The organism is Sphingomonas yunnanensis (assembly GCF_019898765.1).
Classification (GTDB): Bacteria; Pseudomonadota; Alphaproteobacteria; order Sphingomonadales; family Sphingomonadaceae; genus Sphingomonas; species Sphingomonas yunnanensis.
The window spans coordinates 132,150-145,957 of record NZ_JAIOKB010000009.1; the positions used below are offsets into that span (position 1 = coordinate 132,150).

At 60.4% G+C, this 13,808-nt stretch carries 7 protein-coding genes; 6 read left to right on the forward strand and 1 reads right to left on the reverse strand.

What is annotated here, in order from left to right; genetic code table 11:
- Positions 1 to 133 precede the first annotated feature (133 nt).
- On the forward strand, positions 134 to 472 hold the full coding sequence (locus K7957_RS18710) for an MTH938/NDUFAF3 family protein (RefSeq protein WP_223014174.1): 339 nt from the start codon (positions 134 to 136) through the stop codon (positions 470 to 472).
- A 218-nt stretch (positions 473 to 690) separates the two neighbouring features.
- Here the strand turns inward: K7957_RS18710 and K7957_RS18715 are convergent, their stop codons facing one another.
- The gene (locus K7957_RS18715; RefSeq protein ID WP_223014176.1) at positions 691 to 4,944 is read right to left on the reverse strand and encodes a DUF3883 domain-containing protein; all 4,254 of its coding nucleotides are present in this window, start codon (positions 4,942 to 4,944) and stop codon (positions 691 to 693) included.
- A gap of 425 nt (positions 4,945 to 5,369) precedes the next feature.
- On the opposite strand from K7957_RS18715, the gene K7957_RS18720 reads away from it, so the two are divergent.
- From K7957_RS18720 to K7957_RS18740, 5 genes are all read left to right on the forward strand, one after another.
- The gene (locus K7957_RS18720; RefSeq protein WP_223014178.1) at positions 5,370 to 6,290 is read left to right on the forward strand and encodes a hypothetical protein; all 921 of its coding nucleotides are present in this window, start codon (positions 5,370 to 5,372) and stop codon (positions 6,288 to 6,290) included.
- Positions 6,291 to 6,867: 577 nt separating this feature from the next.
- Positions 6,868 to 8,706: a DUF262 domain-containing protein gene (locus K7957_RS18725; protein WP_223014180.1), complete on the forward strand. Its 1,839-nt coding sequence runs from the start codon at positions 6,868 to 6,870 to the stop codon at positions 8,704 to 8,706.
- An 841-nt stretch (positions 8,707 to 9,547) separates the two neighbouring features.
- Positions 9,548 to 11,269 (forward strand): restriction endonuclease subunit S, encoded by a 1,722-nt coding sequence (locus K7957_RS18730; protein ID WP_223014182.1) that lies wholly within the window; start codon positions 9,548 to 9,550, stop codon positions 11,267 to 11,269.
- A 5-nt stretch (positions 11,270 to 11,274) separates the two neighbouring features.
- A complete protein-coding gene (locus K7957_RS18735) occupies positions 11,275 to 12,945 on the forward strand; it encodes an AAA family ATPase (RefSeq protein ID WP_246617276.1) in 1,671 nt (556 codons plus the stop codon).
- Positions 12,942 to 13,805: a hypothetical protein gene (locus K7957_RS18740; protein ID WP_223014186.1), complete on the forward strand. Its 864-nt coding sequence runs from the start codon at positions 12,942 to 12,944 to the stop codon at positions 13,803 to 13,805. Before K7957_RS18735 ends, K7957_RS18740 begins: the two co-directional genes overlap by 4 nt.
- The last annotated feature ends 3 nt before the right edge of the window (positions 13,806 to 13,808 follow it).

The window sequence follows — 13,808 nt, forward strand, 5'->3', positions numbered from 1 at the left end:
TCTTACCGCGGTCAAGGCGGATCGCTGGACGTGCCTACGCTCTATGATGCTGGTACAAAAGGCAGACCCGCTCTCATCGCTTCTAGTGTTAAGGGGTGCCATGTCTCGTGAACCGTCTCCTAAGGTAAATCGCTTGGCGTGGGGAGTTATAGAGGCCGAGGGGCTTCCTCCCGCACGCGACCTCAAGCTCTACCCAGGCGGCGGACGCGAATGGGACTGGAGCGAGACCGGCACACGGCATGAACCCGGAATCCAGCCAATCGACGTGAGAGAGCTCATCGACATCGGCTGTGAGGTCGTGATCCTCAGCAGAGGCATGCACCTGCGACTTCAGACGATGCCTAAGACGCTCGGCCTGCTCGCGGACGTTGCCATCGCAGTGCACGTCCTTGAGACGCGAGCCGCCGTAGACCTCTACAACACGCTCGCGGGCAACAAGGCGGTCGGCGCGCTCCTGCACTCCACCTGTTGATTATTAGGCTTAGGCTAGCCGGCCCTAATCGCGGCGTCGCAGCGGCCCGTAGGGCCTCTGCCCCCCCTGCCGAGTGATCACATTCCGGACGTTCAGCCAGCTCCGACCACTCCCGAGCCTCGAACGTTCGTTAATGTATCTTGGAAGGTGCTCGCGCTGGATCGATATGATCGCGCCCGCGATCCGCCTTTGTTCTCGTTCAGCGCACTTCAGGTTTGTCACGAAGCAACCGCACTGAGTTTGTGTCGTCGGCGGGTTGCAATCTGTTCGATCCGAATCTCGCATTCGCGCACCAGGGCAGCCCGATGGCTGAGTGGATCCGCGACGATGTCGAGATGCGCTGTGAGGCGTCCTTGCGCGTCGAATTGTATCTGGTAGATGAAGTAGCGGTCGCGATTGCGCCGCGCCGAGATATGCTCAGTGCGCGTCAATCGTACCGCACCCGACTTCACCTCGATAAAGCGCAGAATTTTGTCGACATACGCCTCAGGCGCGCCTTTGAAGGCCGAGCGATCGGCGTCGCTCTCAAAGCTCAGGCAATCGCAGCCATAGCCGCCTTCTCCTTGCAACCGAGAAATGCGAAGGGGAAAGCGGCCTTGGCTCACTTCGAAGAGCATTGCCCATTCTTCGGCATCGTTCGGCGCGGCGACATCCTGCCGGCCCGAGGCCGCCGCCGGGAAGCCGCCAATCCGTAAACTCCCGCCGCCGCCGCCTCCGCCCCCCGGGCCGACTCCCGGCTCGAGATCGACTACCGTGACCGCAGTGGCCTTTGGCGGCGGCGCGGGAGGTGCAGTGGGTGAACTTGGCGGGATCACAGGCGCCGCTTGTTGCGCCGGTGCTGACGTCCCGGCTTGCACCCGGACCGCCGGTACGACGTGCAACGGTGGGGCGGGCGATGGCGCTAAAGTAGGCAGCGCCAACGGTGCCGGTGGCCTTAATGCCAGAGCCAGGGTGGCCGCGTCCACCGTATAGGGCTTCTCGGCAACCGCGATCTCGGTTTCGATCGCAGCCAGTAGCGCGTCGATCTCGTCGGAGGTCTGGTTGGCTAGCAGTCGGCGCAACTGCAGCATCCGCAGGCTGTTGTTAGTCGCCAGCAGTAGCTTTTCGAAATCATCGCCATTCTGCAGCTCGAAAAATTCCGCCAGCCCGTCGCTGATGGCAGTCAGCGCCCGCATGACGATTTCGTCCTCATGCTCTTGCGGATCGATACGGATCAGCAGGCGATCGCTATCGAGCAGATGTTTGCCTGGCTCGAGTTCCCCGTCATAGACAGCGTCGCCCAGGCTGAATGCCAATACCGCTTCCTTGACGATCTCTAGTTTTAACCCGTCCAAGCGCGCGAGCTTGCCGGTGTCAGTGGAATTCGCCAGGCGCAGAGTCTTGATGAACCGCAAGCTGTCTTGGAGGCGGGTATGGAGATGGCCGGCGATGCCACCTTCTTCCGGCACTACGCGCGTAACCGTTAGGCTAAAGTTCTGCTTGCTTAACGGCCGCACCCCAAAGCGCGCTGCGATCTCGACCGCACCCCTGCGGGTCGGGAGGTCGAGCAGCGCAAGATGCTCGCGCGCTGCCGCGGGGAAATTATCGCGGTCGAGATAGAGAACATCCCCGACCTTCTCCCAAGCGATCGCACCACCCTTGCGGGCCTGCACCGTCCCGTTGGCGCGGAAGCGAACCCCCGCGTCGCCGCCACGTGACGAATCGAAATCGTCAATCTGCAGGATCTGGCCGTACAACCGCCGGACGACATCGGAGCTTGCCTGACGCTTCTCGAGGCCTGAAAGAAGCCCATAAATTCGCGGTTCGGCAAGATCCGATAATTTGTCCGGGACCTGTGCATGAATAAGGCCGCGGGCCCAAATGACCTTTGACAATCCGAACTGCGTCTCTTCGGCGGCGCTGGGTCTAGCCGGAGTTTCGAATAACGTGGCGAGTGGCCCAGGCGAAATCATTGCTTCGCAAGGTGCAGCCTTCTTGCCGTCCGCCACCGTAAGCCACGGTTGCGTCGCGATCATGTGCCGGACTAGGTCCGGCAGCTGGCCCGCATAAGGCTTCCAGAACGCCCGGCCCGTTCGCCCGGTGAGCCGGGTCGCGAAAGGCTTCGAAGTGAGCATGTCAAAACGTGGGTCGTAGGCGAGCCAAGTTAGGATTGCCGCGCTCGGCGCGTTGGCCAGAATCCCTGTCAGCCCAGCGACCGTGTCGAACTTGGCCAAATAGGTCGATCCCCAAACGAGTTCGGCCTTGGTCAGCACACTTCGGTGATTGCCGTCGGCGACATCGAAAACGTCAGGCAGCGCTTCGATTAGTAGCGGGCGATACATCGACGGGACCGGCTCCTCGACGCCCTTAGGCCAGCCATGGACCCCGATCCACCGGAAAAACTCGCGGAGCGCCGTTACATCCGACGAGAAGGAGTAAGATTCCGGTCCAGCTACGAGGTAGTTTGACTGTGCCTGATAAAGCCCCGAAACAATGAATCCCGTATCGCCGTACGGTGCCGAGAGATGGACATCACTTGCGTCGCGCCAGGCGCCGTCGGCACTAATTACCTCGGTCACACCCGCCGGAAATACCGCCTCGCGTGCAACGGCGGTCTGGCGAAGACCGAACAACGCTTCGAGCAGTTCGCGTTTCACAGCATCAGCGCGCTCAGGCTGCTGCCGGATTACCTTGTTGGCCTCGCGCCGCAGCGATGCGATTACGCCGGAAGCGCTAAATTCGTTGACCCCGAAACCTTGAAGCTTGTCAAAGCGGTCGCGCATGACGCCGCCCAAACCGACGCTAATCTTGTTCCACAACTCGGGATGGAGGAACTTCGCTTTTGCCCACCAAGGGAGGACCGGCGGCGTTCCCGACGCCGGCGGCGGGAACGACGTGTTGTTCTGCGTGAGCGGCTTGCCTTCGGTGTCCAACAGTAGTGAGCGATCGTGAAGGTCTCCGCTGACGGCCTTGGCGATGCCCACGATCGCGCTGGCACGCTCGTCGATAGTCATTTCAGCGCCGCGGAGTACCGCGAGCATGTCATCCGGCTTCAGGAGCTCGACCGAAAGGCGCTCGATCACGTCGCGATCCGCCTCACTTCTGCTGCGCGCCAGCGCAGGGAAGAAGCGCTTCGGCAGATAGGTTGAATAGGCAAAAGGCTCGACCTTGGTTTCTTCCGCGGTCGCAAAAATACCCGCGTTGGTCGGTATTAGTGGGCGGGCGCGGGCGGTGGCATAGACTTGCGTCTCGAACGGTTTGAGGGAATCAGGGAACAGGCCCGCACGGGCAAGCAACGTAAGCGAGCGCGGAACCTCGGGATCGTCGCGAAATGCTACGAGCGTATCCGCATAGAAGGCCGATAGCGCCGCCAACACGCCCGCATTCACGTCGGAAGTCGCGTTCAGCGTCTTGCGGCTCGAGTCTAGCTCGAGCGTGGCATGGAACAGCGCCGGGAAGGGCAACGGAATATCCGTCGGGAAATAGCAATGCAGAGTGCCTGGCGGAGTCGGTTCGCTACAACGGACGGCGATGGCCAGCTCGTACCGGCGCAGTCCGCCAGGCTCTTCGGCATCCGGCAAGGTTCCCGTCGCCCGCAGGGCGCGCCAATCCTGCTCGCTTGCGGTCTCGCCTCTCGCAACCTTCAACGTAAAGCGATCGCCTCCCTTAGGCTGCTTGCCCCAGCAACGAGGTGCTCCCTCGCCATCGTCGAGGATGATTTCTTCAATCGCTTCGACGAAGAGTAAGAAGTCGGGCGCAAACTCGGCGAGCTGCTTGAGTGCTCGCTGATGCGCCTTCTCGTCTTCAAATGGTGCAGCGACAACGGTGTCATAGCCATACGCGCGCAAGGCACGGGCGCGCGCCACCAGCTGCTGAAGCGCCGGATCCGCGATCGCCTCGAGCATGCTGCCGCTTGCGGGAAACGGCAGAATGGGAACCGGCGTGCGACGGCTGCGCTCGATCAGCTTCTGGATGCGCGCGTCTGCCTGTGCCAGCTTGGCGACCTGGGCTGCTGCATGGGCGCGCGAGAAGCCGATCTCCAGCGCCCCGCTCGTGACGAAGGGCTCCGAGGACCAGTTGAGTAGTGCCCGGAAACCCAGGCCCTTGGCTCCGATTAATGCCGCGCCGCGCTCGGGTTTATCGCTCACATGCGCCGTCATTAAAGAACGCACACCGCCTGCTCGAAATGGCATGCCGGTATTGGCGACGCAGAAACCCTCCGGACGGATCTCGATTCGGACGCGACCTTTGCCGCCCTGCTCCGCTGCGGCATCCGCGGCGTTCTGCACCATTTCGAGGAGCTCGCGATTGGCATAGTCGCGTGCAATCGACTTCTCCGCATTGGCATCGTGCTTAAGCAGGTCAGGCTTCGAACGATAGCCGTTCTCGGTGTCATCCAGGCGCTCCGCGATCCAGCGCTCCCAGCCAAATACAGTCTTCGGCGTTGGCTCTTCTTCGGGAAGATCGAAAATTTTAATCGAATGGTCTGCCATCGTTCCGCTATGCACCGGCCTGGCGCGTCCGCTCAAGTGTCGACTAGTGACGCGCCCCCTACCGCGGCACATGCTTCTCAGAAAATTTCGATCCGATGCGGGGGGAAAGGCCCCGAGAAGCTGCTTTTCAGAACGTGGACCCTCAACGCGGTGAATTAGTCGCACTGCTGCAGAGACTGGGCTACCAGGAGGATTGATCATCTCGGTCGCCATCGGCGAGCCGTTCGGCCGGCTGCACGGCTCGCTCGAGTTTGCTTCGTTCGACGCGGTTGCGCCTCGGGAGGGCGGCCCGGTGGCGCAGGTCACGACTACGACCACGGTGCGCGTCACCCTGCGACGGGTGCGCCTCCGCCCGTCACGAGCGAGGCGGCTAAGCCTTGACGTGACGATTACCCGAACGCAGCGTGCCGTTGGGGGAAATATCATTGCCAGCTAACATACCACCGCAGCCGCCTGCCGTCGTCGCGCCCGCGCCTGCCATTGAGAAGAAGGTCACGATCACGCCGGGCGTCAATCCGGCCGTGAGGGTTACGCAGGCTTCCGCGCCGCCGCCGGTGTCGGACGCTGCGCTCCGTGCCGCGCTGGTCACGCAGCAGGGCGCCATCAAGGCGTCCGAGCAGACCGCTGCTGCCACGAGGCGAGCAGCTGAGACCTCTGCTCACTACGCCTTCGTTGCCGCATGCTTGGCACTCGTGGGAGCTGTGTTCGGCGGGTTCGTGGCGTGGCGCAACGGTTGGCTCACGACGCGGACGACTCAGCAAATCAAGCATGCTGACTATCGTCAGGCGTGGATCGACAAGCTGAGGGAAGAGCTTGCTAGGTTCACTCGGTTGGCAGCTGAAAATGACGGAACGCCGGCGACGGATGGTGCGCTGAAAGAAAGTCTGTCCGTGATCGTTCTCCGCATGGACAAGGACGATCCGGATTATGACGAACTCACGACATTGATGGGAAAGGTGGCCGAAGAGAGCGCTAAAGCGAAAAATTTTGCAGTGACCAACGCTGCAATCGCCAACTTCCTCCACGTGTCGCAGCGAATCTTGAAGCGCGAATGGGAAGTTACGAAGCGTGAAATGCACGCGACACCTTGGGGACGTCCGTTCAGTTGGTTTGCAGCCTGGTACCGGAAACGCCGTCGCGCGGAGGAGAAGGAGGTCGTTCGACGCGCGCGCGCGAGCCTGACGCTCGATCCGCCCAAGGAACTTGGAAAGCCGGGACGCTGGCCTATTCGTTGGCGCACCCGACAAAAGCCGCTCAGCGACTCAAAGGCACCCATCCTTCGGATCGGCCGCCTTGAGCTAATGAAGCGGGAGCCCGCCCCTTCGCCGCAGGTCGATGAGGATTAGTCCTCCTGCGCTCCGGGCACGTCCATCGTTCAGCCGCAGTAGCTGTATAGAATTCCGCCGCCCTTCTCACGACCGAAAGCTTCACATCCATGCGGCGCGGGTGCTGAACGGATTAGCGCCGGTCAGCGTCATCGAGCACTCGAACAGCAGATCTTCACCGAACGGTTACCTTGCTAACGGCCTGCTTCCGGGTTCCCTCCGGCAGGTTCGGCCGCACCGCGGATATCTATGGCGGCTGATCTGAACGGCCAGCTTTGGTCGGCAGCTGACCCGCCCCTTTGCCCAGGCGGCCCCTTCCCCGACGTTCGCCAATTGTTCTCGGGTACCCAACTTCGCTGTTCATTCATGGTTCGCTGTCAGGAGTGCCAGGCGACAGACCCCGCCGGTCGCAGAGTAGGCTCAGCGATCTAGTTCATGTCACTTGATCATGACGCTAGCGTGGTCGAAGGAAGGCTTTAGGCATCCTGTAGCTGTGGCCAGGCGAGCGGCCGAGGTGAAATGCGAGCCTTGTCGCGTCGGCTAGCCTCTGATTGATTATTCGTTTAGACACTGCACCAACACCCGGGAGGCCCACGCCATGTCAAAGACGATTGATTCAGAAGACCTTAGCTTAGCGAAGGTCTTCCAATCGTTCTATCGCGTCCCCGATTACCAGCGAGAGTATGTTTGGGGTGAGAAAGGTCCAAACGGAGAAGGCGGGGAGCAGGTCGATCAATTCCTGCAGGACATATACAGCGAGTTCGAAGCCGCCACCTCTGAGCATGCTGAAGAGTATTTCATCGGCACGATCGTTGTGTGGGAGCCAAAGGACGGTTATTTTGATCTGATCGACGGGCAACAGCGCACCACAACTAGCTTCCTGACGCTCTGCGCGCTGCGTGATGCTTTTGTGACGGCCGGGGCAGCCGTCCCTCCGACGTTAAAGGACCAGATCTCCTCAAGCAGCATGGACTGGCGCGGGGAAATTAAGCACATGATGCGCCTCGATCTGCAATACGAGGACGCTTGCGATGCCCTGAGTGATTACGGCGAAGCCCGGCAGCCAAGCAGCATGATTGCAACGCGATCAACCCGAAATCTGGCCAACGCCTACGATACAATTCGCGACTTCTTGCGCAATAGGTTCGGTAGCGACGTTGCGCTGCTTCAGCGATTCTACGGCTACTTCGCCACCAAGGTAAAGCTTATCAGGATTCAAACACCGAGCGTTAGCCGCGCGCTAAAAATCTTCGAGACTATCAATGATCGCGGGTCGGGGCTTGATGGCATGGACTTGCTTAAAAACCTGCTTTTTATGAAAGCTCAGCCCGGTGATTTTGCCAAACTGAAGACCGATTGGAAAGATCTCACTCAGGAGTTGTTTGATGCGTCGGAAAAGCCACTGCGCTTCCTCCGCTACTTCATCCTCGCGAACTATGAGGTTAAAGACGCCAAACTGCGCGAGGAGGACATCTACGACTGGCTAACGAAGTCTGCTGCGCAGACCAACCATTCGGCGGATCCGCTCGGCTTTGTGGCCACGCTGAAGGCGGGCGCTCAGGCCTATGCACGCTTCTCGAAGGGTGAGAGTCCCCGCGGCACTAACGAACATGGACTGCTAAATACTCGTGCGCTCGGTGGCAGCGCGATCAAGCAACACTACGTTTTGCTGCTCGCCGGCCGCCACCTATCGGCGCCGCTCTTCACCAGGCTGTGCGATGGCATTGAGCAAGTGATGTGCGTGTGGCTATTCGCTGGCGTGCCGGCCAAAGACTACGAACGCTCGGTCACGGCTGCCGCGCGGGTGCTGCGTAGCGTCAGGACCGAAGCCGACTTTTCAGCCTTCGAACAGGCTTTTGTAGTCGCAGAGAAGCGCGCGCACGGTGACGACTTCGTTGAAGCGCTGCAGGAGTTGACGACCTCCGACGTACGGCAGTTTCGGATGAAATATCTCTTGGCCAAGATCGTCCAGTACGTTGACATCCAGGCATACGGCCGAGCGGCTCACGAGGCGCTTTCCACATACCTTTTATCGAGCAACGAGGTCGAACACATCCTAGCACAGGGCTCGACGCCGGCCGCAGCCGCGGAATTCGGGAAGAATGCCCGAGATCAGAATTACATTCAGTGCCTAGGCAACCTGATGCTACTAGAGAAAAGCGTCAACGTCGTCGCGAGCAATGCGCCGTATTCACAGAAGTGTGGTGTATACCCGTCCTCAAAATTCCTGCTGTCACGGTGCCAAGCGACGCGCTTGAAGGTCGGAGCGAACGACCGCATCACCCGCGCGATGAAGCGGCTTGACCCGGCGCCGGTCTGGAACTCAGAGGCGATCGACCGGCGACAGCTATGGTTCGCCGACATAGCACTCGATGTCTGGGATGTTCGGTCGTCGCTAGCGGCCTCCCAACCAGATGATAAGTCGATCTCTCCCTAGGCCTGACGCGGAGCATCTAGTGCGACCGATTCGCGGACGTTCCCGGTAACTCATTCTCTTCCGGATATTGGTCGTCGGTTCAGGCAGCCTTCGGCGGACCGGCAATGCTATTAGCTGCCTGTCATTGCCGAAGCGAAATGCGCGAGCCTTGGTCCTGCCCAGCCTTCCGCCGCACGTCGCCAAGCACGCTCGCCACGTTGAGGCGAATGGCGAAGCGCGCGAGGGTCTCCCACGACAGTGCGGGCTCGACACGGCAAAGCCGGGCGGCGGCCGGTCGCCCGCTCGCGCGCGACGCCCGTCGAGTACTCGCGCAGCCGGATCGCACCGACGCCTTGGCCCAGCAGCCGGCCGCACAGCGGATAGGCCAGCCCATGAGCCCGCCCCCCCCACGCGAAGCCAGCACCGCTCGGTATGGACCGTGAACACGGCATAGCGCTCGGCATTGAGGAACCTGTATGTGGACATCAGGATGCGATAGCGTCCCGCGGATTTATCGTCAGCGTCGCCTTGCTTCGTCGCCGTCGCGACGAGTATAAACCTCACCGCGGACAACGACTGCAGCTTGAGCGTTGCACGAAACGGGTCGGCGGTTCACGCGCGGCGGGAGGTGGAGCCGTGGGCCGACTGGCAGCTTGCGGACATACAACCGCAAAAGCGGGCATAGTGGTATCGATTGCTGCCGATCGGCCCTCATTCGCCAACGCCTCTGGACAAGGCGAATAGCGACGACATTGCCGTCTCTTGCCGAATCTAAAACAGCCCTCGCGCTGGGGCCGTATCACGCATACAGGCAGCCGTGTAAGCACGTCGAAAATCGAGCGGAATCTGGATATAGCGCAGGATGATAGCGGAACGTGCTCCTGACCATGACGAGAGCCGATCGGCCGACCTCTATTCGCTTCCTGCGGGCTGGGTGTGGGCTGACCTTGGCAGCATCGCCGAAATCACGATGGGCAACAGCCCGCCTGGGACCGCGTACAACAGCCGCGGCCGTGGCCTGCCCCTTATCAACGGACCGACCGAATTTGGGCCCGGGCCGCTAGATGCGCCGACCACGCGTCAATTCACCGAAGAGTACACACGCGTCTGCCAACCCGGCGACCTGCTGATTTGCGTTCGCGGATCGACGACCGGGCGAACCAATCTGGCGTGTTTTGCCGCCGCGATCGGCCGAGGCGTCGCAAGCATCAGAGCGTTCGACCTCCAGCCCTATATCAACCATTTCATTTGGTCGCGAAGCGCTGCCTTGCTCGGGGCCGCTAGCGGGTCGACGTTTCCGAGCATATCGGCCGCGCAGCTGCGCGCCCTCGCCGTCCCGCTGCCCCCGCTTGAAGAGCAGACACGGATCGTCTCGGCACTCAAGGTAGCCATGTTTAACCTCGATACAGGTATCGAACGCCTCCGCAAGGCCCGAGCCGACCTGCCCCAACTGCGCGCCGCAGTTCTGCGAACCGCAATGACGGGCGAGCTGACGGCAGGTTACCGGCGATCAACGGCAAGCGCCAACTTGAGCGACAGATTTGCCCCTCGTTCGTCAGCGTCAGAGGCCAGCGCTCAGGCTTCGCTCTTCGAGGCTCAAGAACCCAGCGAGGTTGTTCCAACGCCCCGCCTTCCCGACGCGTGGCGGCGGAGCCGCATCGATGAGCTCTGCGATGTGCGTTTAGGCCAGTCAAAGGGTCCGTCCAACCGGGCAGGCAGATTTGCAACTCCCTATCTGCGCGCCGCCAACATCACCGAGGATGGCCTTCAGCTGGAGGACGTCCTCACGATGGATTTTCCAACCCGACAGCGGGAGCTCTACCGCCTACAGGCCGGCGACATCATCATCGCCGAGGCATCGGGCAGCGCAGCGCAGGTCGGTAAGCCGGCTATCTGGCGAAATCAGCTCCCCCTGTGCTGCTTCCAAAACACAATTATCCGGCTTCGGCCGACCGCCATTGACCCAGAGTTCGCGCTTGCGGCGCTCCAGCACTGCTACTTTAACGGAATTTTCGCTGAGCTGTCAGCCGGCGTCGGAATCAATCACTTGGGAGCATCGCGTCTGAGCGCCATCGAGATCCCGGTGCCGCCCGCCGACGAACAGAAGATGATTGCGAGCGAGGTTGCCGATCAGCTCGCAGCGATCTCGCAATCGCGCTCAACCATCGAACGAGTATTCGACCGCGCCGAACAGCTACGGCGTTCGGTATGGAAGCAGGCCTTTTCGGGCAGGCTAGTACCATCAACGGACAAATCGAGCGCGATTGAGGCTGAGCTTCAGGCTATTCAGCTGAAGCTTGCGGCCGAGGCGACGAAGGAGCTCGCAGCTCTACCCGCAACTTCACGGCGAAGCAAGGACGCAAACATGCCGATCGCACTTGAAAATATCCTAAGGGATTATCCGGATGGCCTGACGCCCGAGCGGCTGTTTGCGATTGCAGGCTATGGAGCCGAGCAAGTTGATGAATTCTACACCAAGCTCAACATGCTCGTCGGCCAAATCGAGGAAGTCCGGCCAGATGATGCGGCAGTGCTGCAGTGGCCGCGAGTAAGCGAAATATTGGTACGCTTAAAAGAGGTTTAAGTTCGATGCGCGTTGACAGGCTATACGTCGAGTCCTTCAAAAACCTCCAGAGGTTCGAGGTGGACTTTGACGCAACCAGCTCACGACAGGTCGTCGTTGGCCGGAACGGTGTTGGCAAATCCAATCTTCTTGAAGCCTTGGCGCGGATCTTTCGGCAGCTCGACCTTGAGGAGGAGGCCACCTTTGGCTACGAGATCGAGTACCATTGCAACGGTTTTTACGTTAAAATCAGGTCAGAGGCGGCTGCTGAGGAAGCCAGCGAGGCGCACGTCAGATACAGGCGGTTCTATTATCTGACTCCCGCAGTCAGTCCTGAAATCGCGGCCAAGAACAGGCCTTACAAGTCCATAAAGCAAAATGACTTCTATGGGCGTAATCGCGCGCAAGGCGCTGGGTCAAATCCTGATCGTGTCATCCCGCTCTACGTGTTTGGTTATTACTCCGGTACGTCGTCGCGATTTGCCGAACTGTTCGGTCGCCACGAGGAGATTTACTACCGAGAACAGATAACGGGTGAGGAGGCGCCGCTTCGCCCGCTATTCCTCGCCCGGCCACATCACAGCCAGTTCGCGCTGCTGTCGTTCTTTGCGGCAAACGACGAGCCGGCCAAGAAGTTTCTGCGCGAAGAATTTCAGATTACCGGCTTAGAATCGGTGCTTTTTTCGCTCCACGAGCCCTACTGGCGGCGCGGGAAGAAGGCGCCGAGTGCCAATGCGGGCGACGACGAGCGCTTCTGGGGTGCGGGCGGCAAGGTCGCACCGTTCCTTACCGCGCTGTTCACGCATTCGCTCGCGCCGATGACCGGCAAATCAAAGCGTCGCGTCTCGATTGGGCAAGAGCGGAACTTCGATATGCGCTACTGCTATGTACCGAGCGAGGCGGCGCTGCGCAGCCTCGCGGATGGGCTTGAGCCCAAGGAGTTTTTCGCCCGCCTCGAGAGCACCATCTTTAGCGATGTGATCGCACCCGATGGGGGCGATGTCCGGATCAGAGTCAAGGTGGAGGGCTGTGACGGCAGCATCACCTTCCGCGAGCTGAGCGAGGGCGAGCAGCAGCTGCTAACGATTATCGGGCTGATGCGCTTCACCGCACAAAATGAGAGTCTATTCCTGCTCGACGAGCCGGACACCCACCTCAATCCAGCATGGTGCCTCGACTATCTCGAGAACCTACGTCGATACGGGGTCGAGCCGCCGCAAAGCCAGATCCTCATGACGACGCACAGCCCGCTGACGTTCGCTGGGCTCGAGGAAGATGAGGTGGTGATTCTTAGCCGAGGGGCAGATGGCGCAGTTATTAGCCAGCATCCCTTGTCGCCGCCGAGGGGCATGGGCTTTCAAGCAATCCTGACAAGCGAGTTCTTCGGACTTCGCTCCGGCATCGATCGCGAAACGCTTGTCAAGATCGACAGGAAGCGCGAACTCGGCTTTATGTCTGACCGGACTCCAGCCGAGAACAACGAGTTGGCTGCGCTCGACGAGGAGCTCGGTCGGCTGGACTTCTCGAAGGCCGCGCGCGATCCGCTCTACCTAGAGTATATCCGCGCCATGACCCAGGCGCAAATCGACAATCCCGAGTTGGCCAAGCCGGCGCCGACACCAGCTACCTGGGAGATGCGCGCCGAGATCGCCAAGGAGATATCGAAGAAGATCCTCGAAGCGAATAAAATCGCATGAGACCGATCAGGAAAAGCGAGTTGCGACGGATTACTCTGCAGAGCAAGCTAGACTCGCTGCAAGCCGCGAAAACAGCGCTGGCCGGCATGACCGAGCAGGAGCGTGCCGATTACATTTCTGCTAATGATGATCTGTGGACTGCGCTTCGCCATGACCTCTGGAAGGTCGGCAGCCAGAAGTGCTGGTATTCGGAGGTTATCATTGAGGCGGACGTCGGCGAGGTTGAGCACTTCCGACCCAAGAAGAAGGTTTGGAAATCCGAGCCACCTCATGGCGGCTACTGGTGGCGCGCCTTCGACTGGACGAACTTTCGTCTTGCTCACCCGTTGGTCAATCGCCGACGTAGGGATTATTCAACCGAGCACGTGGCCGGAAAGGGCTGCTACTTCCCGCTTCGCATCGAGGCGACGCGCGCCACCTCGGAACCGGCGGAAGGCGACGAGGAGCCGGTGCTCCTCGACCCAGCGAGCTCCTCGGATTTCAGGCTCATATGCTTTGATACCAACAGCGGCCGTCCTGTCCCGCGTTACCCCAAAGCCGATCAGGCAAATGCCTGGTTGCACGAGCGCGCCGAGCAGACGATCAATTTTTATCATCTGAACGAAGGAACCTGGAATGCCAAACGAGCCGACTTGATGCGTGATGTCGGCATCGCGTGCGACCGGGCGATGGAAGCGAGGATGACGGGTGACGGGGCGAAGTTCCAGAAATATATCGGAGAGATCATGGAGTTTGTGGATGACGCCGCTGAATTTTCGGCGGCCGCGAAGCAGATGGTTGGGGAGAAAGGCTTGCTTAACGATATCTATGCACCGATCCCGTCCACTCTACCCTCTCAATTAGACGCCTCTGGCAGCTGAATC

What these genes read in the sequence shown, in the direction of transcription:
- K7957_RS18715 (WP_223014176.1), bottom strand. Translation starts at nt 4,944, where the DNA reads ATGGCAGACCATTCGATTAAAATTTTCGATCTTCCCGAAGAAGAGCCA.
- K7957_RS18725 (WP_223014180.1), top strand. Translation starts at nt 6,868, where the DNA reads ATGTCAAAGACGATTGATTCAGAAGACCTTAGCTTAGCGAAGGTCTTC.
- K7957_RS18730 (WP_223014182.1), top strand. Translation starts at nt 9,548, where the DNA reads ATGATAGCGGAACGTGCTCCTGACCATGACGAGAGCCGATCGGCCGAC.
- K7957_RS18735 (WP_246617276.1), top strand. Translation starts at nt 11,275, where the DNA reads ATGCGCGTTGACAGGCTATACGTCGAGTCCTTCAAAAACCTCCAGAGG.
- K7957_RS18740 (WP_223014186.1), top strand. Translation starts at nt 12,942, where the DNA reads ATGAGACCGATCAGGAAAAGCGAGTTGCGACGGATTACTCTGCAGAGC.